26 protein-coding genes are annotated in these 26,082 nt (G+C 28.1%); 1 reads left to right on the top strand and 25 read right to left on the bottom strand.

Annotated features, from left to right (window positions below; translation table 11 throughout):
* Positions 1-63: 63 nt before the first annotated feature.
* From ACTG46_RS05625 to ACTG46_RS05545, 17 genes are all read right to left on the bottom strand, one after another.
* Positions 64-285 (bottom strand): hypothetical protein, encoded by a 222-nt coding sequence (locus ACTG46_RS05625; protein ID WP_054269644.1) that lies wholly within the window; start codon positions 283-285, stop codon positions 64-66.
* A gap of 504 nt (positions 286-789) precedes the next feature.
* Entirely contained in the window at positions 790-1,770 is a 981-nt protein-coding gene (locus ACTG46_RS05620; RefSeq protein WP_054269643.1) for an SPASM domain-containing protein, read from the bottom strand.
* Positions 1,771-1,925: 155 nt separating this feature from the next.
* The gene (locus ACTG46_RS05615; protein WP_054269642.1) at positions 1,926-2,801 is read right to left on the bottom strand and encodes a metallophosphoesterase; all 876 of its coding nucleotides are present in this window, start codon (positions 2,799-2,801) and stop codon (positions 1,926-1,928) included.
* Positions 2,802-2,961: 160 nt separating this feature from the next.
* Entirely contained in the window at positions 2,962-3,513 is a 552-nt protein-coding gene (locus tag ACTG46_RS05610) for a helix-turn-helix domain-containing protein (RefSeq protein ID WP_054269641.1), read from the bottom strand.
* Between the two features lie 20 nt (positions 3,514-3,533).
* Entirely contained in the window at positions 3,534-4,436 is a 903-nt protein-coding gene (locus ACTG46_RS05605; protein WP_167639678.1) for a glycyl-radical enzyme activating protein, read from the bottom strand.
* Positions 4,437-4,450: 14 nt separating this feature from the next.
* On the bottom strand, positions 4,451-6,823 hold the full coding sequence (locus tag ACTG46_RS05600; RefSeq protein WP_167639677.1) for a formate C-acetyltransferase/glycerol dehydratase family glycyl radical enzyme: 2,373 nt from the start codon (positions 6,821-6,823) through the stop codon (positions 4,451-4,453).
* Positions 6,824-7,022: 199 nt separating this feature from the next.
* The gene (locus tag ACTG46_RS05595) at positions 7,023-8,402 is read right to left on the bottom strand and encodes a GHKL domain-containing protein (protein ID WP_479923742.1); all 1,380 of its coding nucleotides are present in this window, start codon (positions 8,400-8,402) and stop codon (positions 7,023-7,025) included.
* Positions 8,396-9,109 (bottom strand): LytR/AlgR family response regulator transcription factor, encoded by a 714-nt coding sequence (locus ACTG46_RS05590; RefSeq protein ID WP_167641145.1) that lies wholly within the window; start codon positions 9,107-9,109, stop codon positions 8,396-8,398. Before ACTG46_RS05590 ends, ACTG46_RS05595 begins: the two co-directional genes overlap by 7 nt.
* 238 nt (positions 9,110-9,347) lie before the next feature.
* The gene (locus tag ACTG46_RS05585) at positions 9,348-9,899 is read right to left on the bottom strand and encodes a DUF2812 domain-containing protein (protein ID WP_479923741.1); all 552 of its coding nucleotides are present in this window, start codon (positions 9,897-9,899) and stop codon (positions 9,348-9,350) included.
* Positions 9,900-10,004: 105 nt separating this feature from the next.
* Positions 10,005-10,808 carry a zinc transporter ZupT gene (gene zupT / locus ACTG46_RS05580; RefSeq protein WP_054276210.1) on the bottom strand — a complete coding sequence of 268 codons (804 nt, stop codon included), beginning with the start codon at positions 10,806-10,808 and terminating at the stop codon, positions 10,005-10,007.
* A gap of 151 nt (positions 10,809-10,959) precedes the next feature.
* Positions 10,960-12,123, bottom strand: a complete 1,164-nt coding sequence (locus ACTG46_RS05575) for a M20 family metallopeptidase (RefSeq protein WP_054269634.1) — start codon at positions 12,121-12,123, stop codon at positions 10,960-10,962.
* Between the two features lie 65 nt (positions 12,124-12,188).
* Positions 12,189-13,376: a hypothetical protein gene (locus ACTG46_RS05570; RefSeq protein WP_054269633.1), complete on the bottom strand. Its 1,188-nt coding sequence runs from the start codon at positions 13,374-13,376 to the stop codon at positions 12,189-12,191.
* Between the two features lie 361 nt (positions 13,377-13,737).
* Complete coding sequence (locus tag ACTG46_RS05565) at positions 13,738-15,438, bottom strand: ABC transporter ATP-binding protein (RefSeq protein WP_054269632.1); 1,701 nt, start codon at positions 15,436-15,438, stop codon at positions 13,738-13,740.
* 240 nt (positions 15,439-15,678) lie between these two features.
* A complete protein-coding gene (locus tag ACTG46_RS05560; RefSeq protein WP_021383888.1) occupies positions 15,679-15,954 on the bottom strand; it encodes a PTS sugar transporter subunit IIB in 276 nt (91 codons plus the stop codon).
* A gap of 118 nt (positions 15,955-16,072) precedes the next feature.
* Entirely contained in the window at positions 16,073-16,606 is a 534-nt protein-coding gene (mobB, locus tag ACTG46_RS05555) for a molybdopterin-guanine dinucleotide biosynthesis protein B (protein WP_054269631.1), read from the bottom strand.
* A gap of 23 nt (positions 16,607-16,629) precedes the next feature.
* Positions 16,630-17,811: a molybdopterin molybdotransferase MoeA gene (locus tag ACTG46_RS05550; protein WP_243192764.1), complete on the bottom strand. Its 1,182-nt coding sequence runs from the start codon at positions 17,809-17,811 to the stop codon at positions 16,630-16,632.
* Between the two features lie 254 nt (positions 17,812-18,065).
* Entirely contained in the window at positions 18,066-18,800 is a 735-nt protein-coding gene (locus ACTG46_RS05545; protein ID WP_054269629.1) for a hypothetical protein, read from the bottom strand.
* Positions 18,801-19,162: 362 nt separating this feature from the next.
* Between ACTG46_RS05545 and ACTG46_RS05540 the strand changes: the two genes are divergently transcribed.
* Complete coding sequence (locus ACTG46_RS05540) at positions 19,163-20,068, top strand: selenium metabolism-associated LysR family transcriptional regulator (RefSeq protein ID WP_054269628.1); 906 nt, start codon at positions 19,163-19,165, stop codon at positions 20,066-20,068.
* 188 nt (positions 20,069-20,256) lie between these two features.
* On the opposite strand, the gene ACTG46_RS05535 is transcribed toward ACTG46_RS05540, so the two are convergent.
* From ACTG46_RS05535 to ACTG46_RS05500, 8 genes are all read right to left on the bottom strand, one after another.
* Positions 20,257-21,099, bottom strand: a complete 843-nt coding sequence (locus tag ACTG46_RS05535) for a PTS system mannose/fructose/sorbose family transporter subunit IID (protein ID WP_054269627.1) — start codon at positions 21,097-21,099, stop codon at positions 20,257-20,259.
* On the bottom strand, positions 21,083-21,841 hold the full coding sequence (locus ACTG46_RS05530; protein WP_054269626.1) for a PTS mannose/fructose/sorbose/N-acetylgalactosamine transporter subunit IIC: 759 nt from the start codon (positions 21,839-21,841) through the stop codon (positions 21,083-21,085). Before ACTG46_RS05530 ends, ACTG46_RS05535 begins: the two co-directional genes overlap by 17 nt.
* 16 nt (positions 21,842-21,857) lie before the next feature.
* A complete protein-coding gene (locus tag ACTG46_RS05525; protein WP_054269625.1) occupies positions 21,858-22,328 on the bottom strand; it encodes a PTS sugar transporter subunit IIB in 471 nt (156 codons plus the stop codon).
* Positions 22,328-23,071: a BtpA/SgcQ family protein gene (locus ACTG46_RS05520; protein WP_054276208.1), complete on the bottom strand. Its 744-nt coding sequence runs from the start codon at positions 23,069-23,071 to the stop codon at positions 22,328-22,330. Before ACTG46_RS05520 ends, ACTG46_RS05525 begins: the two co-directional genes overlap by 1 nt.
* A 3-nt stretch (positions 23,072-23,074) precedes the next feature.
* Positions 23,075-23,488 (bottom strand): PTS sugar transporter subunit IIA, encoded by a 414-nt coding sequence (locus ACTG46_RS05515; RefSeq protein WP_054276207.1) that lies wholly within the window; start codon positions 23,486-23,488, stop codon positions 23,075-23,077.
* A 24-nt stretch (positions 23,489-23,512) separates the two neighbouring features.
* Complete coding sequence (locus tag ACTG46_RS05510; protein ID WP_054269622.1) at positions 23,513-24,265, bottom strand: GntR family transcriptional regulator; 753 nt, start codon at positions 24,263-24,265, stop codon at positions 23,513-23,515.
* 183 nt (positions 24,266-24,448) lie between these two features.
* The gene (locus ACTG46_RS05505) at positions 24,449-25,843 is read right to left on the bottom strand and encodes an aminopeptidase (protein WP_054276205.1); all 1,395 of its coding nucleotides are present in this window, start codon (positions 25,841-25,843) and stop codon (positions 24,449-24,451) included.
* A gap of 19 nt (positions 25,844-25,862) precedes the next feature.
* On the bottom strand, positions 25,863-26,072 hold the full coding sequence (locus ACTG46_RS05500) for a DUF896 domain-containing protein (RefSeq protein WP_054269620.1): 210 nt from the start codon (positions 26,070-26,072) through the stop codon (positions 25,863-25,865).
* Positions 26,073-26,082 lie beyond the last annotated feature (10 nt).

Raw genomic sequence — 26,082 nt, 5'->3', positions numbered from 1 at the left:
TTATATGTGAATTTTATATGAGATTTGTATAAATGATATATGAAATTACGTATATTTATTATATTAAATCTTATTATTGCATTTTCCACAACAATACTCATATGTCTCCACATTATTTGGAATATTTACAAATACAAATTCTTTACAATTCTCACAATACTTCAATATAGATATAGTTCCACAAGTGTAACATTCAAATGTCACACAATCCTCATTTTCCTCTACTATCTCAAACTTTTTACTGTGTTCACCACACTCTGGGCACTTGTGATTATTTACATTCATAAATACTCCTCCTTATTAATATAGTTAAAAACATGTCATAAACTTAATTATTGTGTTCTATATTACTTAGTATATATTCTATAATAAATCATATTCTAATATAATAAAACAAATTAAATAAAAAAAAACCATAAATTTAAAATTTATGGATTAATTCTTGTAATGATAACTCTATTTGAGGATGTGAGGGAGGGTTATCATTACAATAGGGTATTATATTATGGTTTTTAAGCTAGTCTTTCTATACTCTATATAATACATATGCTATATGAATTTTATATGATTTTTACATAAATATTTTATGAAATTTAAATTTTTTAGTCATTTTAAAATTTGTAAAAAGTTCTCTAAAAATCCATAACATCATAAATAACCAGCATTTAAGTAAAAAATCATAAAAAAATTTATCCAATAATTTTAACAAGTTATATCACCTCATTATAATTATTGACATAAAATTAAATAAACAGTCTATAAAACTCTTATAAAATATACTTTTAGTACTTATTGATACACAATCTCTAATTTATCAATCTTATCTTGCATCTCTAAGAAAATCTCTTCAACCGAATTGTTAAATATATTACCTAAATAGATTCTTTTATCTTTTTGAAGTGAATAAGATTTTACACTACCATCAGAAGAAATGTACAAATGACTCCATTCTGCACCATATTTTGAAAATCTTTCTTTTGTATCTTTAAATCTCATATCCTCTATCTTTATTGCTTTTCCCCTATCCTCTCTTACTACTGTATGCCCTCTTTTTATCAGACTAGTTATTTTTATATCTTCTTTTAATCTAACATGTGCATTATCATTCTTTGAATATACTTTCCAGATTACTTTATGACGATAATCATCTAATTCTTTTATCAATCCTCTATCAATAGTAAAGCTCTCCTTAGTTACCACAATCAAATCAAAATAGTCTAGCATATATTGAAATATTTCTCTCATATTTTTATTTTTTAAAATATCTTCCCCAATAACTTCTATAAATCTACAACCCTTTTCATGCATACACTTTAATAAACTTATGATTTCAGAAAAATATTTACTTGTACTATTGTCACCATCCATCTCTATCGTAAAATATAAAGGAGTAAGATATACTTTATTTCCTGTTATCTCAAAAACACTTGATAATGGTTGTACTTCATCTTCAAAAGTTAAATATACGTTCTCATAAAACCTAAAGAATTCTATAACATTTTCTTTCATATTAAGTATATTTCTATATCTGTTGGATAATATATTTATTACATCTTCAGTGGTGTTTTTCCCATCACATTCTGCCAATACGACAATTTGATTCCAAGTTAAGCTATCCACATTTCCTATGCTTTTTTCATATCCATTTGCTTCATCATAAATTGGTCCAATTATAAGGTTCTCCTTTGGCCACATATGAACCCTGGTTCCATCTTTTAGTTTTGGATATTTATTTCTTACAGATTCATAAAATCTACTTATATCACACATGATTCTTCTATCCCCCCATATTTTAAACATTCTATGCTAAAAATAGCACTTTATTTTTATTAATTCAACATTTATTCAAAATTGGTCATCGTACATGTTTAACTGGATTTAACATCAACTTTATCTATATGTTATTGATGCTTATATACAAATTATTATTCATTAGATTTCAATATAATTTTGACTATTTCTGGTTTACAATTAAGTCTAATTAGAACTTTTGAGCCTCCCAAGCCTTTATTTAAAATCATAGTACTATTATCTTTTTCATATTTACCCCAGTCATACTTAGGAAAAAATTCTCTATTTGGAGATAACACACCTCCAATAAAAGGTATCCTTATTATGCCACCATGAACATGTCCAGCTAAAATTAAATCTGCTCCCCATTTTGCATATTTTTCAAAGAAAAATGGTGTATGAGCTAAAAGTATATTATACTCATTTTCATTTATCTTCCCTAAATTATCCTCTATAAAATTGTCATTTAATTCTAACTTTTTATTATTGCCAAAAAAATATGGATAGCACTCTAATGGTATAATTAAACCATATAAATTAAGATGACTATCTCCTCTATCTATTCTTACAGACTCATTTTCCATGTTTATTATTTTTTTTGAATATAACTTTTTAAAATAGTCTTTATATAAATGCTTGTACTTTTTTATCAAAGATTTTTGTTCATGATTTCCAATTATATGATATACTTCATATTTCTCTACTAGATTGTCTATTAAATCTAGTGCAACTTGAAAATTTTTATTTTCTCCATCAACTAAATCTCCTGTTATAAACACAGCATCTGGATTTAAGGAATCAATTTTATCTATCAATACCTTATTATTTTTTTTATCAAACACCTTATTATGTAAATCACTTACTTGAACTATTTTAAAATCATCAAACTCTTTTGGAATTTTTTCATTAAAAATAGTATATTCTGTCGTTTCTATATGCTGAGTTTCATATTTATACAGAATATACAATACCACTAATACTAATACTGTCAATAAAACCTTTATAATCATATTATCTTCCTCTTTATTCTATTTTGTTAATATTATTATAATGCTTTTATGTTTTTTTTTAAACAGTAACATTAATACATATATATTTTTTCCAATATTATAAAAACAAGTCATCCTTTTCTAAAATTATAATTTATTTTAGAAAAGGATAACTATAAAATTATCTATAAACTTCTATATTATGAAATATAGTTTTTCCTTTATTTAAATTTTTATATATATGCTCTAAGGTTCCATCAAATCTAATAGAATGTCCAGACTCCAAAATATAAGTTTTTCCATCAACATTAAGGTCAAGTTTTCCTTCTATTACAAGTACATACTCTTCTAAAACATGACTGTGTGTAGACGAAACATGAGTACAATTCTCTTCAAGTTCAATTATGAAGAGTTCAAACCTCCTTTGAGGGCTGAAAGGATATATTGGATATAACTTCATATTCCCTTTCTGTTCAATAATAGGTTCTACCTCTTCTTTTTTTATGACTTCATAAGTATTTGTGTTTTCACTTAATAGTGTTGTAAAATTTATTTTAAATCCAGATGAAATTTTCCATAAGGTAGATACTGTTGGGCTAGATTCCCCTCTCTCAATTTGACCAAGCATTGCTTTACTGACACCTGTCATCTTTGAAGCTTTATCTAAACTTATGCCCATTTCTTGTCTTAATAACCTTAAATTTTCTCCCACATTAGGAAATTTATTATCCATGTTAAAATCCTCCTGATAGCTTATTTGTATTCTATGATTTTTACTCCTGTAAGTTCTACTATCTCTTTTAATTTTAACATATGATTATTACAAATTTCATCAAATTCATATATATAATCCTCAAGCCCTAATGCCTTATATTTATCAATTCCAAATTTATGATATGGAAGTAATTCCATCTTTCCCTCTGGAACATTTTGTTTTACAAATAATGCAGTATTTCTTATATTTTCTTCACTATCATTAACTCCACAAATAATTGGAACTCTTATAACCATAGATTTATTTAGCTTTGAAAGCTTACATATATTCTCCAATATAATTTTATTACTTACTCCTGTGTATTCCTTGTGAACATTGTCATCCATCGATTTTATATCTACAAAAATATGGTCTATTTTCTCAAATACATCATTCACTTTATTCCAATCAAAGTATCCACAAGTTTCAATTGCTATGTTTATACCTTTATTATAAAATACATCCACTAATTCTCTTAAAAAATCAATTTGAAGTGTTGGCTCTCCTCCAGAAAAAGTTACTCCTCCATTAGACTCAAAGAAAAATATAAAATCTTTTTCAACTTCCTTTATAATTTCTTCAACTGTCATTTCTTCAGTCATTATACAAATAGCATCTTTAAGGCATACCTTGACACATTCTCCACATAAATTACACTTACTATTTATTTGAGTTCTATCAAATAGTGAGCTTATATTTTGAGGACAAACATCTATACATCTATTACAAGATATACATTTATCTTTCATGACGCCTAACTTGACTATATTACTCCAAGAGTCTGGATTAGAACACCACTTACACTTTAATTTACATCCTTCTAAAAATATAGTAGTTCTTATACCATCTCCATCATTTACTGAAAAATGTTGCACTTTTACAACTCTGCCTTTTTTACTCATAATATACCTCGTAATTAAAATTTACTATGTGCATTTCTAGCTATTATAGCATCTTGCATTTCTCTTGATAAATTAACAAATTGAGTGCTATATCCAGCAACTCTCACTAGTAAATCTTTATATTCTTCTGGATTTTCTTGAGCCTTTAATAGAATATCGTTTGATATTGTATTAAATTGTACATGGAATCCTCCTAGAGCAAAGTATGATTTGACCATAGATGATAGATTTCTAAGTCCTCTTTCTGTTTCCACTAAATCTTGATTCAGTCTTAAGTTTAAAAGAGTTCCACCAGTATGAACATCATGATTTATTTTTGATGCAGATTTCATAGCTGCTAGTGGACTTGTTGTGTCAGTCCCAACGAATGGAGAAACACCTTCTGTCAAAGGTTTTGTTGCTTTTCTTCCACATGGAGTTGCACCTACAATTTTTCCAGTTGGCACATAGTTTGATATTCCCATAAATGCACTATTAAATTTTGAACCAAATATATCTTTATATTTTCTAGTTTCTGTATAATAAAAATCAGAAACTTCAATTGCTAATGAATCTACATAATCATTATCATTTCCATACTTAGGAACATCAAGTGCAAGTTTTCTTAAATCTTCATAACCTTCCCAATCATTGTTTAGTGCTTTTGTTAACTCTTCTAGTGTAGTAACTTTATCTTCAAATACTAATTTTTTTATGGCTGCTAGTGAGTTTGAAACCACTCCTAGCCCTATACCAGTTAATACAGGCCCTATATTATATTTTGCTCCACCTTTACTTAAATCAGTACCTTTATCTAAACATCCATCTACACAAGTAGACAAAAATGGTCTTGGTACCATTTCTTTATGAATTTGTTGTGCAACAGTAGTTCCTATAACAGAATTTTTGATAAGGTATGCTAATTGCTTTAAAAACTCATCTTTAAGTTCTTCAAAAGAAGTAAATTCTGTGATACTCTTTGCATCTAACCCCATTGTTTCTCCAGTTAATCTGCTTTTACCTTCATTCATGGCATATTCTAAAGCTGCTGCAAAGTTTATATTTACTGCTGAAGTCCATTGCCCTGTTTTTCTAAAATGAGGAACTACACAACCACAATTACTCCAGTCTCTTGCATCTTCTGCATCATATCCATCTTGTAATAACATTTGTGCCCCTGCACTATCACTGTGTATAGCAGGGAAACCAGTACCTTGTTTTACTAGTTTTGCAACTGCCATAACGAAATCATCTGGTGCTCCTTGGCTTATTCTAACACTTAAACCTGGCTGATGAGTTTTTACACTTTCTGTAGCCTTTAAACACATATACGAAATAGCATTTGTTCCATCAGTACCATTTCTCTTTTTGCCACCAACAGTAAGATTTTGGAATTGATTATATCCTGCAAAATAATTGGCTGTATTTGCTGATATAGTCCATACCCATTCTGATAACTTAATCCAAAGAGCTTCTATTAGTTCCTGAGCTTCTGATTCAGTTATCTTACCTTCTTTAACATCATTTTCATAATATGGATACATATATTGGTCAAATCTACCTAAATTTAATGCTAGAGGATTTTCTGATAAAACACCACCTAGTTGTACAAACCATACAAATTGTATTGCTTCATAAAAACTAGTTGGAGGATTTGCTGGTACATTCATACATATTTCTGCTATTTTTAAAAGTTCTGCTTTTCTTTTTTCATTTGTTTCAGATTCACTCATTTCTTTTGCAAGATTTGAATATCTATTTGCCAGTGTCATAATAGCCTCTGCTACTATAGAAACAGACTTGTAGAAATCTATTTTTTCAATATTTTCTGAAATTGATATATCTAATTCTGCTATTTTTTTATCTGCATCTTCTTTAATTCCTTTGTATCCTTTTACAAATAGTATATCTTGATAATCTGGTGTTACCTCACCAACTGCCTGTCTCCACTTAGAGTCATTGTCTATTATACCTGTATCTACCAATATCTTAGCTGTATCTTCTGGGATTCTTGCTAAAAAAACTTCTTCCAAAGACTTTCCCTTCCAATATGGGAATATTTCTTTTCTTATAAATTCTATTTGTTCTTTTGATATTACATATGGGTCTTGAGTTCTTTCGTCAAAAGTATCCATTTCTTTATCTACCCATTGCCAAGAAAATTCTGGTGTCAATATACCTGTTCTTCTAAACTTACCTGCTGTCCCAACAATTAATTCATTTTCAAATATTTTTATAGGAAGTCCTTTACATGTCTCTAAAAAAGCTTTAGCTCTTCTTATACATATAGCTTCTCCCTCAGTTTTTTTATGCGATTCTGTAAAAATTCTAGCCCTTTCACAACATATCATAGGCTTAGAATTAATGTATTCTTGTCTAAATTCTTCTATTCTATTAGTTTGACTCATTTAAAATCCCCCTTTAGATAAATATCTATTATCTTTTTGTATGTTATAACATACTTTAATTATATTATACTGTCCTTTTACATAAAATGGAAGCACAAATAATTTATATATAATCTATTTCTATCTTGTTATGAATTTTTATAGTAAACTAATATACTAATGATTTGAAATATAAAATTTGTATAGTCCAACTAGTAACTTAATCATCCCAACTGTCAGTATCTTGATTCAATGGTATGTATATATTCAGCATGAACTTATCCTTATTATTTTCAAATAATAGTTCTCCATTATATTTTTGCAAAGACGATTTAATACTCTGAATTCCTATTCCATGCATAAATTTATCCATTTTATCTGTCAATAATATACTTCTATTTATAGTAATAGAATTTATCTTACTATTTTCACATTTAAGTACAAAAAATGACTTCGTTATAGTTCCTTTAATTTTGATATATTTATTACTATTTTCATCCATGATTTTATCACATGCTTCTATAGCATTATCTAAAATATTAGAAAAAATGCTTGAGACATCTATGGGCTTCATAAAATTTATTTTTGAAAAATTTATGCAGCAATTAAATTTAATTCCCTTTTTTGCACATATTTCGCTCTTTTCGTTAATTATAATGTCTAGTATCATATTTCCTGTATTATAAATATATTTAAATGATTTAATTTCATCTTTTAAATTACTCACATATTCATCTATTTCTTCACTATTATTTTTGAGATTCTCTACACAATAAATATGATTATTTATATCATGGTAAAGCTTCCTAACCTTCCTATGGGATTCTTGAATGGCTAAATAATATGCATATTGCATCTCTAACTTATTTTTTATTAATTCATTTTGAGATTTTAATCTATTTTCTTTTATTATTTCTTTAAATACTAGTATAAGAAGTATACTACTAGCTCCTATTAACTTTGGATTCACAAAATTATCAAAATAGTATCCTTCCGAATATAATGACCCAAACCGTTCTAATTTCTTTAATATATAATTTGTGAATACATTAGTTGTATTAGCTAATAAAGCAAATAATAAATATACATAATTTCTCTTATACTGAGTAATTGATTTTATATACTTTCTAAAAAAATAAAATACCATGTATATAAGAATCATTATTAAGTTACTATATATATGAATTTTTATATAATCTAGTTGAGATGCTAATAAATATTCCTTAGACGATATGACATTACCTGTAATCACAAAAAATAGTACCCTATATACAACATCGTTTAAACATTCATAATATACACTGAATAAATAAAAGAAAACAGTATACTTAATAATACTTATCTTGTAAAAATAATTATAATATACTCCCCATACAATAAATGCTACAATAGGAAATAAATAGTTTATATTATTAGAATATTTTCCTTCATTCAATAATCTAGTTACTTGAAACATAGTATAAATTAAGAACAACAGAATACAGAATATTATTTTTTCATTTTTTTTATGCTCTTCTTTGTAAGTTAATACATCTTTCATTATAGTAAATCTTATAAATATAGATAAAATTAATAATAGCTCAGTCATGAAATTTAACATATTGTATCACCAAGAAATCTCAAAAACTTCTCCTTAACCTCTTTATATCTATATCTACTAATAGGTACTTCCTCACCACTTTCCAATATTGCAATATTATACTTTATATTTTCAACATGGCTTAAATTTACTATAAAACTTTTATGGCATCTTATAAATCTAGATAGATTTAATTCTTTTTCTATTTTATTTAAGCTATATCTTATATAAAAATTCTTATTTATAGTGTGTATTAGCATCTCTTTTTTTTGAACTTCTATATATTTAATTTCATTTAAATAAATCTTATATGTGTTTGACTTATCTTTTATTATGATATAACTATCCTTGTTTGTTTCTATATCTTTAATACAGGTCAACATATGTTTTTTTAATTCTTCAAATTCTATAGGCTTTAGCAAATATCTATAAGCTCTTACCTCATATCCTTCTTGTACATAGTCTATCAAGGAGGTTATAAATATTATTTCCATTTCACTACCCATTTTTCTAATCATTCTTGCAGTATCCATTCCATTTAGTTTTTCCATCTTTATATCAAGAAATAGTATATCTATGTCTTTTAAGTTGTTTTCAAGTAACTCTTCTCCAGATAAATATTTTTTTATTTCATATTCTATACTTATATTTTTTAATATATTCTCAATATAATCTACTATTAAAAGTTGAGCTTCTTTTTCATCTTCACAAACTGCTATATTAATCATAAAATTCCTCCTTGCACGATTTTTAATTAATACAGTTAAAATATTTGAATTAATTTACTCAGATGTGATTTTACACATCTGATACTTTAGAATAACATTTTCAAATTATTTATATCAATACTCAATTTTATATATCAATTTCACAATAAAAATCAACAGTATTAAAAAACAGTATTCATGAACAAAAGAAAGTACCTTAAAAGTTTTTTTAAAATCATTTCAAGGTACCCTCTTCTATTTATTTAAACTTTTTAAGCCTTAGATAATACATTAGTCTCTTATATAACTGTACTATATATAAAACTAATAACATAATCTGTAGTACAATAGCAGTTATTGATACGTCATAACCACTAGATAGATTACTTACTTCAACATATAATAAATATATAAAGATTACCACTAACAAAAAGAATATAAATACGTTCATAAACAAAATTGATTTTACTTTATTTAGTTTATCAAAATCGCTATATAGTTTAGGAGGTACATCTTCATATTCTTTAGACCATACATACCATGAAGATGTCCCCATAAAACTGCCAATACTCCTAAAAACAAGATTCCAACCTTTTGATTTATGTTCATTAAAATAATTATTCTCTGCATCATAGTAGTAATCAACAGTGTATTTTATTTTTCTTGGACTTCCTTTATAAAAGTAAAATATTCCACCAAGTTTATTTATCTTATATAAATTATATCCTTTAATTTCCATATCCTCTAACCATTTTTCTATCTTATCAGGTGAGCTATACCAGTCAAATTTAAACCTTATTTTCTTTTTCATAATACTCACTCTCCAAAATGATATTTTTAAATATCTTAAAAAATCTATTTAAATAATTATATCATTTTGATATTAATTTTAGGTTACAATCAGACATCTAAAAGCTTATTTAAATAACAGTAAGCTAATAGCCATAACACCCATGCCTGCAATTAGACCATAAATGGATAAATGATGCTCACCATACTCCCTAGCTGATGGCAATAGTTCATCAAGCGATATAAATACCATGATTCCCCCTACAATTGCAAATACAATTCCAAGAGTTATATCATTTAAGAAATTTCTAAGAAGTGCATATCCAATAATTGCTCCTAATGGTTCAGACATACCAGATAAAAAAGAATAATAAAAAGCTTTCTTCTTATCTCCTGTAGCATAATAAACTGGTACAGATACGGATATACCTTCTGGTATATTGTGTATAGCAATTGCAATAGCTATTGGTATAGCTATCGTAACATCGTCAAGAGCTGATATAAATGTAGCTAAACCTTCTGGAAAATTATGAATTGCTATAGCCATTGCTGTAAATATACCTGTTCTCAAAAGAGATTTATTTCTTTTGATATTTTGTTCCTCTATATTTTCCATCTTCTTTATCTCATGTGGATTTTCTTCTTGAGGGATTAACTTATCAATAATTGCAATGATAGCCATCCCTGCAAAAAAAGCTATTACAGTTGACCAGCTTCCCATTTTCTCTCCCATAGACTTTGTCAAAGCATCTTGTGCTTTAGGAAAAATTTCTATCATAGACACATAAATCATAACACCAGCAGAAAATCCTAAACTTATAGAAAGAAACTTCGTGTTAGTTTTTTTAGCAAAAAAGGCTATACAACTACCTATACCTGTAGACAAACCTGCCAATAATGTTATCAAAAATGCAAACACTACATTATTCAAATAAATCACCTTCTTTTTATTTGATATTGATTATCATTTTCTTTTATCCTATCATATATATTTTATATAGTCAATCCTTATAAAAATTATAGACAATAAAAAAGCAGAGATATAAACTTAGTCTCTGCTTTTTCCTTATAGTATATTAAATTTATTTATTTAAAAAGTCCACTGCATATTGAACATATAAAGCAGTTCCAATCTCTAACGCATCCTCATCTATATTAAAACATCCATGATGGTGAGGGTAACAAGCACCTTTTGACTCATTTCTAGCTCCTACAAAGGCTAGCGCACCAGGTGCAATATTCATAAATTCAGCCAAATCTTCTGCTCCTGTTACTTTTTCAAACATTGTTATACATTCTTCTCCAAATAGCTTAATTGCTGCATCAGTTGCTATCTTTGAGCATTCTTTGTCATTTATAACTGCTGGAGTTAGATATCCATATTCTAATTCAGCTTCTGCTCTATATGCTCCTGCTGTAGATTTTGCTATACGTTCTAGAATTGAAGGAATTTGTTTTCTAAGTTCTGGATTAAATAGTCTTATTGTACCTTCTAAGATAGCTTCACTTGCTATTACATTAAATCTAGTTCCAGAATTTAAAACTCCAACACTTACAACTAATGGCTCTAAAGGACTTACTTCTCTACTAACCATAGATTGTAAATTCATAACTATTGCTGAACTTGCAAGTACTGCATCAACACCTTGATGAGGAAGTGAGCCATGACCACCCTTACCTTTTACAGTGATTTTAAAGAAGTCAGCAGAAGCCATTCTTGGTCCTTCTTCTACTGATATAGTTCCAGATTCCACATCAGTCCAAAGATGTATCCCAAATACGCTATCTACACCTTCCATCGCACCATCTTTAATCATAGCTCTTGCACCTTTACCAACTTCTTCTCCTGGTTGAAAAAATAATTTTACAGTTCCATTAATACTATCTTTAATATCATTTAGTACTTTCGCTGCTCCTAAAAGCATTGATGTATGACCATCATGACCACAAGCATGCATAAGCCCTTCATTTTTCGATTTATATTCTACATCAGTACATTCGACAACTTGTAGAGCATCCATATCACCTCTAAGTGCTACAGTCTTTCCTGGCTTAGCTCCTTTTATAGTTGCAATTACACCTGTGCCTCCAGCTGATACATATGGCACTCCAATTTTATCAAGTTCTTCTTTGATTCTCTTTGATGTTCTAACTTCTTCCATACTCTTCTCAGGATTTTCATGAAATTCCCTTCTAAGCTTAATCACATAGTCTTTATAACTCTTTGTTATTTCCTTAATATCCATTCCAGACCTCCAGGTAGTACATATTCTTCTTCTTTAAAATATTTTTTATCATTATCAGTTAAATATTAGATTAGATTTACAAATATACCTGCTATTACTACAGAAGCTATTGTAACTGTAGTGAATCCTCCAACAAGCATCTTTGGAAGCATCTTATCCATTAAAAATTCTTTTTCTTCTGGTGTTTCAGCTAAAGCTTTTACTGCTTCTTCAGTTAATATATAGTTAGGTGGGAAACCATAAAGTGCTGTAAGTGAAACTGAAAAAGCCATTTCTTTACTTTCGCCTAAAAGCTTACCTGCTATAATAGAGAATATCCCCATACCTATTACACCAAATATTATAATTCCTACAAGAGGAACTGCCATTTCAGCAAGCATTGCTGGTGTAGCCTTTGCTAAACCTGCAAATATAAAAGCCATCAATGATGTCATTAACCATCCAAATGAACCAGATTTGTTAAGAGGTTTTCTATCAACTATTCCAAGTTCTGATGCTATTACACCAAATATTAAACATATAACATATCTAGATACAACTTCATGTGTAAGATTTGTAAATTGTACTGCTAACCATGCTACCAATCCTAATCTAAGTATTATCATATATGTTGTATCATACTTTTCAGGTAAATCTGGAATTATCTTAAATCTACTTTTTTGTTCAGGTACATTCTCAGTTTTTTCTTCAACTTTACTTGCAGTTACTTTTCCACTTCTAAAATCTGATAAAAGTCTTTTTCCTTCTTTTTTAAGCATCAATGCTGTAATCGGATAACCTGCAAATCCTTGTGCAACATACATTAAAATTGCAAGTACTGCCAAACTTGCAAGACCTTTTGCTGTAGCAGCATCTGCCATCATTATAGATGCAACTAGTCCTCCAGTAAGAGGAGGTGTAGCTATTACTGCTGTATCCCATCCAAATACTACTGTACCTAATGCTAAAGCACCTACACATATACCTACTATTCCTGCTAAAGCTATTACGATTGTTTTCCATTGACCTGCTAATTCCTTAATACTCATCATAGTTCCCATATGTGTTATTAATAAAAGCATTCCCAATTGGGCTAATGGTGTTCCTAAAGCGGCTAAATCTACTATATTTTCTGGGAAAAAAGTCCAAAATCCTACTATAAATATAATTGCTGATACAAAAACTGATGGAACAAAAGCTTTAGTTTTTGCTGAAACTACATCTCCTATTGTCAGTGACACTAAAACCAGACAAAAAGCTGTTATTGCCTCCATACAAAATCCCCCCTCATAATAAATATATTTGTATACAATGTATGTATAGTTATCCATTATTTTACTACTTTTGAAAAACATTTCAAGTCAAAATCCGATTTTTTTCATAAAATTCTATAAATTCTATAAATTAAAGTTAGCTTTCTAAATTATTCTTTTTAGAAAAACGTTATCCTAATTAATGGCTATTTATCACCATTCTTATAAATAGAATTAATTGTAATTTGCAAAAAATAAAACATAGAATACATTTTTTCATAAAACAACTCATTAATATAAGATGAATTTGATTTATGAACCTTAATATATTCTATGTTTATAAATTTAGTGTATATGTTAGTTATGGTATAAAATTTATACACTAGTTATTGTGTAATCTACTATATACTCCATTTTTGTTTACTAACTCTTCATGAGTACCTCTTTCTTCAATTCCTTTATCTGTCAATACTATGATTTCATCAGCATTTTTTATAGTAGTTAATCTATGTGCGACAACTAAATTTGTTCTATCTTTGCTTAATTCTTCTAAAGACTCTTGAATTTCCCTTTCTGTCACATTGTCTAACGCAGATGTAGCCTCATCCAATATTATTATTGGAGGATTCTTTAAAAAGATTCTCGAGATTGATATTCTTTGTTTTTGTCCACCTGATAATTTTACTCCTCTTTCACCTATATAAGTATCATATCCGTCTGGTAAAGTCTCTACAAAGTCATGTATTCTCGCCTTTTTGGCTGCTGCTATCATTTCTTCATCTGTAGCATTAGGATTCCCACAAAGAATATTATCTCTTATAGTTCCTGTAAATAAAAATACATCTTGTTGAACTATGCCTATATTTTTTCTCAATGATTTTAAACTAACATCTTTTATACTCTTTCCATCAATTTTTATATCACCCTCATCAAATTCATAAAATCTTGGTAATAGATTGCATAATGTAGTCTTTCCTCCTCCAGAAGGTCCAACTAATGCTATCGTCTTGCCAGCTTTTATAGATAAACTCAAATTATTTAATACTTGAGTCTTATCTTCGTATGTGAAAGATATATTTTCTATCTCAATATTACCTTTTACATTTTCAAGCTCAACAGGATTTTTAGCTTCTTTTTGATGGTCTTGTTCCATTATTTCTATGAATCGTTTAAAACCTGTCATACCATTTTGATATTGCTCTGTAAAGTTTATCAATTTTTTCATAGGCTGTATAAACATTTTTACATATAATATATAAGCAGCAAAATCACCCAATGTAATTTTTCCAAGATAAGTAAAGTAACCACCAGCTATGACAACTACCCACTCTAAAATATCCATGTATAAGTTCATCCCAGAATAATATTCTGCCATTACTTTATAAGAATCTTGTCTTGCTCTTCTAAATAACTTATTACTTCTTACAAACTTATTTAATTCTTCTTTTTCAGTACAAAAAGACTTAGTTACTTTCATACCTGCTATACTATTTTCTAAGGTAGCATTCACATCACCTATAGTAACTCTACTCTTCATAAAAGCAACATTCATCTTATCTTTTTTAGCTATTGCAAACCAAATTATAAATGGTAATATAGCAAATATTATGAGAGTAAGAGGAATATTTATATCTATAAGTATAAAGAATGAACCCACTAACATTACTATAGAAATGAATAAATCTTCAGGCCCATGATGTGCAAGTTCTGTTATATCCATTAGGTCATTTACTATTCTAGACATAGTTACCCCAGATTTGTTATTATCAAAATACGTATTTGGAAGTCTCTGCAAATGTGTAAATACTTCATTTCTCATATCAGCTTGCATATCTACACCTATAACATGCCCCCAATACTGCATAAAATAGTTAAGCCCTGCTTTTGCTATAAATATAAGTATAAGTACTACTGCAAAAACTACTAACATTCTTAAATTTTTATTTGGAACAATATCATCCATTATATTTCTAGTTATCATAGGATAAACTAAATCACATAAGGAAAATAAAAAAGCTGCTATAAGGTCTAGTGTGAAAATTTTCTTATACGGCTTATAATATTTTATAAATTGTTTTATCATAAGTATTAAATCCCTCCTCCATTGATACTTCTAAAAAATACCCATAAATTAGTATAACATAACAACAATTTTAAATCTTTTATAAATTTACAATATAAATCAATATTTTTCATAAAATTGAATACTTATATTATTAACTCTACCTTTAAAACAATATAAAAGAGCTATATCTCTATAAATAAATTCTTACAAAGACACAACTCTATATTTAATACTAAATATTTTTTTATAAATACAAAACTATTTCAGAGCATCCAATATTTTCTTATCTAAGGCAGCTGTATTTATACCTGTTATGTATGCTGTTGCTTTTATCGCAGGTATATCATAAGTTGTTGGCAATATAGTAGTAGATACTATTAAGTCAGCTCCTTCTTGTTTTGTTGCACATTCAGCAATTTTACATTGTATAACTTCTGCTTGTATGTTATTTTCTTTAATTAATCTTTCTACCCTATCACAAACTACTGTTGATGTCGCAATTCCTGCCCCACATGCTACTAATATCTTTTTCATATTTTTTCCTCCTACGATTTCTTTGATATTTTATAATTCAAAATACGATTGATAAATTTCTCATATCTTTATTTATATAAATAATTATACCATTTTATATCAAAAGAGTATCTTAAAATTATTCTTTTAATATGTTTTTTATTTCAGTATCATTTATACTTAAAATCTCATTTTTTATACAATACTCTATGTAATTTGATATATTTTTATAGTCATTTAAATCAAATTGTTTAATATTTAAATCATATTCTATATCACTAACAATTCCTATTAAATCAGACCTATTTGATAAAATATCCTTATATTTATTCTCTCTAGTTATCTCCAATCTTCTAAACCTATAATTTTTATATCCTTCTATAATAATTAAGTCCATATCTCTATACAACTGAATCATTTCATATAATGGATTATTATCTTTTAGTTCTTCAATATATGCCACTCGTTTATCTGATATTATACATACCTTTTTAGCACCAGATTTTCTATGTTTGTAAGTATCTTTACCCTCTTCATCAATATCAAAATCATGACATGTATGCTTAATAACCCCAACATTATACCCTTCTTTATTTAATTCTTTTATTATACCTTCAATTAATGTAGTTTTGCCTACTCCAGAATAGGATACAACTGACAATATATTATACATAAAATTTACTTCCTTTCATAAAACTATCTAATAACAACATCTACTAACTGATTTTCTTTTATAGTTTCTTCCTTTTTTATTTTTATCATACAATTACTTCTCAATGTTGCTGACAATCTAGCTTTAGCATCCTTCTTATCATTTAACCTTACATATAATTTACCTTCACTTGTATATAATTTACCACTTACAAATCTATCCTTATTTGAAAGTTTATTAAATTCCCCCTTAAATATAGCTTTTATATAATGCTCCCTTTTCTTATATGTCAAATACTCAATCACAGGAACTACCACATTATCAAATACCACAATTGCTGCATGTGGATTTCCAGAAAGTCCAAATAGTAGTTTTTCTCCCAATGTAGCTACATAACAAGCTCCTCCAGGTTTAATGTTTATTTTCCAAAATAACTCTTGTGCACCTATTTTTCTAAATACATCTGGAATTAAATCCTTATCTCCAACAGACACACCACCTGTTGTAATTAAAAAATCTACCTTTTTCAACATATTCTTTACTATTTTTTCTAACTCTAATATATCATCAGAACAATTACATATTGTATCTGCCTGTATACCAAGCTTTATGAGTTTCGAATATAATGTATATCTATTACTATCGTATATCTTACCATCCTCTAAAGGCTCGTTTATATCTTGTAATTCTGTTCCTGTATTCAAGATTCCGACTTTTAAATCATCATACACTGTTACTGTAGATATTCCAAGACTTGCTAGCACTCCTAAGCCATCATACCCTATATTCTGATTTTTATTAATAATCAATTGCCCCTTTTTTATATCCTCACCCTTGAATATGTAATTATCATATTCCTTTAACTTTACATTTAAAATTATCATATCATCTACAACAGTTACATCTTCTTTTTTTACTACACAGTTTGCACCCCTTGGTATTTTACCACCAGTCATTATCTTCACTGCTTCATTTTTATTTAATACACTTTCAAATACTTCTCCTGCATATAAAGTCCCTATAACCTTTAAGTTTCTATTTTCAGAATTTGCATTATATGCATAACCATCGTATGGTGACCTATCAAATGGAGGGCTATCAATTGTTGAATATATATCTTCTGCAACTACCTTATTTACTGCATCTATAAGATTTACTCTCTTCACCCTACTTATTGGTACAACATTTTCTTCAATAATTTTTATGGCATCTGCTAATTCTATCATTTTAAATACTCCCCAATATATTTTTTATTTAAAACATTTCAATGTAGTATGTTATAGATTGAAAAATTTAGAAATAATTTTATCTTATATTTAATTATAACCAATTGTTATCTATAAGTGCAGTTCAAATTTAATAAAGCTTATAAAATCATTTCTAACTAAGATTCAATAAATTTTATAAATCTTATAAAAAAACTGTTTCCAGCTAGAAATTTACTTCTATCTTGAAACAGCCTTGTATGCTTTAGAATCCATTATTCTATTAAAGCTCCTTTTATTATTTTTACAATTTTATCACTTTCAATAGTTTTTATAGATTTTATTTTGTTATCCACAATACTTATTGTAAGCACTTCATTTTTTAATAATTTATTGTCTTCTTTTAATCTATAACTTTTAACTACTTTGTTACCTTCATGATTATATGCTGTTAGCTCATAATTTGCTTCTCCAACAACTTCATTTATTCTAGACTCATCAACTCCAATATACTCTCCTAAGTCAATCTTTCTAAAATTTTCTAATGACACAGCTGATTTTTCATGGTCGCTTTTTTCAATCATAATACTGGCATTAGCATCAATATCAATAGTACTTTGTGATGAAAACGAGTTTGTTTCAACATTGACAACTTTATTTTTATTAATATCAATGTATAAAGCACTTCCATCTAATTCATTATTTCCAGTATATTTAGGGTAAACTAATGTCATATAACTTGATGTATTTATATCTTGCATTGTATCTGATTCTTTTAAATCTTTAGGTTTTATATAATAAATTGTGTTATAAGGTATTCCCATATTTTTTATAACAAACTTATAATCCTTACTCATAATTTCATTAACATCATTTTGAACTTTTGTCATAGTTTTTTGTTGTGTTGCTTTATTTGCTACTTGGTTTTTCTCTTTAGTGGTTTCTTTATGACATCCAACAAGTACAATACCTAAAATAGTTACACAAACTAATGACTTTTTTAACTTCATAAATCAATCCTCCTTTCTCAAATTTTATAATATTTATCTATATCTCGATGTACGATTATCTCTTTTTTCAATAATTATATTTATTGTATTATAAAATAATTATATAATATTTATTTGAATTTAATAAGATTAAGAAGCTCTTTGTAATTTTTCTGTAATAAAATATATTTTAAAGTTGAATTTTGAAAATTCAATTTACAATATTTTAAAGGTAAATATCCTTATAACATTATACCAAATTATTCCTAAACAATCAAAAACTCCATGAATATTTTAAGGTTTTCTATTTTAAAAATCACCTTTGACTATTAATTTATCAAATATGTTATAATAGTTTTAGATAATTTAAGGAGGATTAAATAATGGATTTTAAACAACTTGAAGTATTTGTTGCTGTTGCAAAACATCAAAGTTTTTCAAAAGCTGCAAGAGAACTTTTTTTAACTCAACCTACTGTAAGTGCACATATACAAAATTTAGAGAGAGAGTTAGAAACTGTACTTATAAATAGAAGTAACAAAGTGATTACACTCACAAAATCTGGTGAAATTCTTTATGAACATGCTATATATATATTAAACAACTGTAAACGTGCAATTTATGATATAAAAGAATATTCAGGAAAAATAGAAGGTATTATAGATATTGCATGTAGTTCTATACCTGAAACCTATATTTTACCTGATTTTATGAAGAGTTTTTCCATGAGTTACCCAGACGTAAAATTTTCCATAAGCCATTATGATTCTCAATATGCTATATCAGAAATTTTAAATGAAAGAATAAGCTTTGGATTGGTTGGTTCTAAAGTTAACAATCCTCAAATAGAATACCTAGACTTATTAGATGATGAGCTTGTTCTTATCACTCCTTCAGATTTTAAAATTGATAATAAAGATAATAAAATTGATATAGAAGAATTGGCTTACTTAAATTTTATTATGAGAAAAGAAGGCTCTGGTACTAGAAATTTAATACTAAACACACTTAGCAAAAATAACTTTCCTGTAAATAAATTAAATATAATAGCCCACGTGGAATCAAATGAAGCTATTAAAGAAATGGTTAGACTGGGTCTTGGTGTCTCTTTTATATCTTATATATCAGCTATTGACTATCTAAATGCAGGTAAAATTAAATGTTATAAAATAAAAAATGTTGATTTTACTAGAAAATTTTTCTTTATTTACTCTAAGAAGAAAACTTTTTCTCCATTGGAAGATAAATTCTTAAACAGATTATGTGAGTACTTTGAAATCATAATATAATAATTATAATATAAGATACTTAATTCTATACTATATAACTAATGAATAAAATAACTGTAATTGTCACATGAATAGTCATAAATTACTATATAAAAATTTTCTTTCTAGTTAATTTAGTAAAAAAAAGCCCTCGTTCAAATGAACTTGGGATTTTTTTAATACTTTAGAAATCATATCCTTAATTCTGCTTATACTATTCCAATAGCAGCTAGCACTATACAAATAATTATAACAGAAATTAATATTGTAGTTGTCTTGACTTTTTTTCCTAATAACCAATACATAATACCAAATATCATAGCTGGAAGCATACATGGCATTATTTGGTCTAAATAAGTTTGAATGGGCTCTGCCCACTCTCCACTACCTACATTAACACTGAGCTTTAACATTACATTAGAGGCAGTCATTCCTCCAATTACCATAAGCCCTAACATTGAAGCTGCTTCCATAACTTTTGAAACTATATTTGAACCACTTACATCTTTAAAAAATTGAGTTCCATACTTAAATCCTTTATCTAAACATATATAACGAATGATAAAATGAGGAATGTTTATTATTAAAAGAAATAGAATTGGTCCCATTATATTTCCCTGTGAAGCTAAAGCTATACCAACTCCAGCTGCTATAAGCTTCAATGTCCCCCAGAAAAATGAATCTCCTATTCCAGAAATTGGTCCCATTAAACTTGACTTAACAGCATTTATACTATTTGCATCAAACTCTTCATTTTTTGCATTTTCTTCTTCCATAGCTCCAGATATACCTACCAAAAGAGTACTTATATGAGGAGTAACTGACATGAATTCAAGGTGTCTTTTTAAAGCCTTCGATTTTTTTTCTTTATCATCTTTATATACTCTACGAATTATTGGTGCCATCATATATGCATATGCTATATTTTGCATACGTTCATAGTTCCAAGATGAATCTAATGTTAAAGACCTTCTAAAACATTTCCAAAAGTCTTTCCTCGTTATTTTACTGTCTGGTGAAATTGTCTCCAATTTCTTAGAATTCGTTGTCATCTACTACTACCTCCTTCTCTCCTACAAAGTTAACATATATTAAAGCTATTGCTAATCCAAATAATGCAACTCCTGTTACTGTTATATTTAGATAAGCAACCAATATAAATCCTAATAATAAAAATGCTACTGTTTTCTTATTAAGCATCATTCTAGCTAACATAGCAAAACCTATTGCTGGTATAACACCTGCTGCAACATCCATTCCATGAGTTACATATGATGGTATAAATGAAAGTATTTTTTCTATTACTGGAACACCTAATGAGAATCCTATACCTACTATTATTGCTAATATTAATTTATTTCCTATACCAAATAATAATTGCACACGCTCTACACCTTCAATATTACCCTCTTCTGCATAACGGTCAGCAATATGAGCTCCCCATGTAAGTACTACTGTCATTAAGAAGTTGTCTATAAGCAATACTAAAGTCGCTATAGGAACTGCAAGTACAACTGCTGCTGACACATCCTGACCAGTTAATATTACAAATGCTGTGGCAATAATAGAACCAGATACAAAGTCAGGAGGGTTACTTGCTCCAACTGGAAATGCACCCATAAATACTAGCTCCAATGTTGAACCTATTACTATACCTGTATGTAGATTACCTAGTGCTAAACCAACAAGTGGCGCAACAACTATCGGTCTATTATGCATTGTAGAACCTACAAAACAATGCATATATGCAAAGAATGCAATTAGAGTTATCAGAATAACTTGTGTAAATTCCATTTTCATCCCCCTAAAATTATATTAATTTCATTACATTTGTAGCATCATCATCAGGAACCAATTGTACAAATACATTTACGCCTTCTGAATCTAATTCTTTAATCATATTTATATCCTCTTTTGATACATGCACTGCTTTAGATATATTTTCACGATTATCATCTGATTTTGTTCCACCAAGGTTTATAGATTTAATGGCTTTTACTTCTTTGGCTAGCTTATAAACATCTTCTACAGATTCACAAAGTATCAATAAATTGTATTTATCAGTAACTCCTGAATTGAGTGCTTTTATAGAATCTTCTATATTCTTCATTACAAGTTTGACATTAGATGGTTTTGCCATTCTAAGTCCTGCCATTCTTAATTCATCCTTTAATAGCTCATCACTTGCTATCAATATGCAATCTGTACTTAAAAATTTTGTCCATGTAAATGCTACTTGCCCATGTATAAGTCTGTGGTCTACTCTTACTAATTTAATCATTATAGTTCCTCCCTAATTTTTTTTATTTCATCCATGAATGTTTTCACGTGTTCTACACTAACATCTCCAAAATCCTTGTAATTATCTTTAAAGTAACTTCCTATTATTGCCATATCTCCTAATTCAAGTTGTTTTTTTGCATTTTCCAAAGTAACTCCAGCAGCTATAACTAATGGGAAATCCCCTAAGTTTTTACGGAATAACTCTATCTTTTCCATTGATGTTTCTTGTCCTGTAGCATTCTCTGTAACTGCTATGGCATCACATCTTGTCATACCTATTTTTAAATCTTCTTCAACTGTTTTTTCCGATAATACTGGTTGATATTTAAATCGAACTCCCCCAATTAAATAAGCTGGACACTTTGAACGTTGTAATTTAAAAAATTCTTCTAATGTTGCCTCGTCTCTAGGTTTAACATGGCCTACTACAGAATCAACTTGTATATAATTTGCATTGTATTTTGTTGCCAGTTCAAATCCCATAGTATCAACATTTAAGCAGTTTACTCCATATGGTATTGACAAATCAGCGTTTGATACATACTCAAGTATTCTTTCTAAATCATAGTAATTGCCATAGTAGTTTTCTAACATTATTCCATCTACACCATTTTCCTCTAAGATTGTGATTTCTTTTTTAGCTCTTTCAAAGATATCTTCTGGAGTATCTCCTTTTAAATGTATCATTGCTATAATTGGCTTCTTATTTTTAAATACTGATAATATTCCCTTTTTTTCCATAAACTAAAATACCTCTTCTTCTTCTTTAATTTGTAATGTCACACTTTGTATTCCCATTCTAGATTCTTTCACTAATTCTTCTACATCTTTAGCTGTCAATTTATCAGAAAATCTTGTAAGAAGTTCTAATACCATATTCAAGTTCATTCCAGAGAATAAATTAACATTATGTAAGTTAGTTAATCTCAACATTGCAGTGCATACACTCGCACCATATAAATCAGATAAAATTATGTATTCACATTCTTTATCTTCTAATATTATTTTTTCTAATTCTAAGGCAAAATCTGAAGCACTTTGGCCAGGATACAAACTATATGAACTAACACAATTTGCTAAATCTCCTACTATCATTTTTACTGAATCTAAAAGACCCTTTGAAAATTCTCCATGAGATGCTAATATTATTTTTCTCATATCTGTCCTCCTACTAAATATAGACTATATTTCTGCTGATACTGCATATTTATACTTGTCACTTCTTATAAATTGTTCATTATAATATAAAACATCATTATTCTCTGTATACACTGATTGTCTTACTTTCAATAATGGCATATTACTTGCACACTTAAGATGGTTGGAATATTCTTTGTTTGAATGTTTTACTTCAAATATATTTTCTACACGCTTAGGTAATGTACTTATATTATTAGATATAACTTCCATTAAAGATTTATCTTCTAACTCTTCTTTTAATAAAAACATATAATCTATCCTAAAATAATCAACTTCAAAGATAACAGGTACTTCATCTATTAATCGAAGTCTTTTAATACATATTACCTTCTCTTCTAACTCAATACTTAAAGCCTCAGCAACTTGTTTATCAGCTTTTTTTATTAAAACAGATATTATTTGTGTACTTGGTTTTGCATTAATACGATGACAAGAATTAGTAAAACTATTTCCTGCACATGTAGCTTCTATTCTCTCTGGTATCGTTACATACGTTCCTTTACCACGTTTTTTACACAGTATATCTTCTTTCACAAGTTCATTCAGTGCATTTCTCACAGTTATACGACTTATATTAAATTCTTTGCATAAGTCTCCTTCAGATGGGAGTTTATCTCCTGGCTTATATATACCAGATGCTATTTGTTTTTTTATGTTGTCATACAGCTGTTGATATAAAGGAACAAATGAATTTACTTCTAAATCCATCTCTTTTCTTTGTTTCTTTTCATCCATTTTGTTCACCTCCCTATGTAACATTTTTATAACATTATATAACAAGTTCTTTATTACATATTATAACAAGATGAAATCGTTGTCAATTTATTTTATTATTTTACAAAAAAAATAAGACCATTGTATAACAATTTAAAATTGTTTATACAACAGCCTTTATTCACTTATTATTCTTATATTTATTTACAAATTGATATTAAAAAATGCCTTATATCCCTTATACATCTCATATATATCTACCTTAGAAACAATCTCATATGGTGCATGCATGTTTAGAACTCCAACACCACAATCTATAACCTCTGCACCTTGATTGGCCAATATATAGGCTATAGTTCCACCGCCTCCCTGGTCAACTTTTCCAAGTTCAGCAGTTTGCCATACTACATTTCCTTCATTAAAAATTCTTCTTACTTCTGACATAAATTCTGCATTTGCATCATTGCATCCGCCTTTACCTCTTGAACCAGTATACTTATTTAAAACTATCCCATTTCCCATATATGCGGAATTTCTCTTTTCATACGCTTCTCTAAAATTTGGGTCATATCCAGCAGCGACATCAGCTGATAAAACCTTACTGTTTGCTAGAGCTCTTCTTACTTTAATATCACAGTAATCACCTTCCAAAGCAATTAATTCAGCTACAGTATTTTCAAAAAACTTTGAGTGCATACCTGTATTTCCTTGAGAACCAACTTCTTCTTTATCCACACACAATGTAACTGATGTAAATTCGGGTTGTTCAGTTTCTAATATGGCCTTCACAGCAGCATATGAACATACCCTATCATCATGACCATACCCTAATACCATTGACCTATCAAAACCTAAATCTCTAGCTTTCCCAGCTGGAACTACTTCAATTTCAGCACTTAATAAGTCTTCTTCAACTATACTATACTTCTCATTTAAAAGCTTTAATATATTTGCTGTTATAGGCTCTTTTTCTTCATCATTTAAAGGCATATTACCAATTAATATATTTAAAGCTTCACCACTAATTCCTTCAGATAATTTCTTTTGCATTTGGTCTCCAGCTAAATGAACTAATAAATCAGTTACACAAAATACTGGGTCACTTTCTTCTTCTCCAACAGATATGTCAACTTTCGTTCCATCATTTAATATAACTATACCATGTAAAGCAAGAGGAATAGCTGTCCATTGATATTTTTTTATTCCTCCATAATAATGAGTTTTAAAAAAACCTAGATTTCCTTCTTGATATAGTGGATTTGGTTTTAAATCCAATCTTGGAGCATCTATATGACTTCCTATAATTTTCATACCTTTTTCTATATAATTTTTGCCTATTACAAAAAGTGCTACTGCCTTGTCTTTATTTATAACATAAATTTTGTCACCACTACCTATACTTCCTTTTTCCATAGCTTCATCTATTGAAATGTAATTATTTTCTTTAGCTAATTTTATAATTTCTTTTACTGAAATTCTTTCAGTTTTTGATTTACTTAAAAAATCCATATAATTGCGAGAATATTGCATAACTTGTTCAATAGCATTTTCTTTTCTTTCAACATCCCATGCATTCTTAAATTCATGCTTTAAGTTCATGTTTTCCTCCTATTAAGTTTTAATTTTTATTATTTTTCATATATTGTTCATATTCCTCTGGTGAAACCACCTTGACACTGTCAAGTCTTGATTTAAAGTGTGCCCTAAAATTTTCTAAGTATTCCTTTCTTAAAAGTTCTCTTTCTTTGATTTCATCATCTGAAAGAACTCCCTCTTTATTTTTTTTTGCTAATTCATTAATCCTATCTAATTTCTTTTTGTCAAACATGTTTTCCTCC

The organism is Clostridioides sp. LIBA-7678, from assembly GCF_056716065.1.
This window is presented reverse-complemented; position numbering and strand designations above follow the sequence as displayed.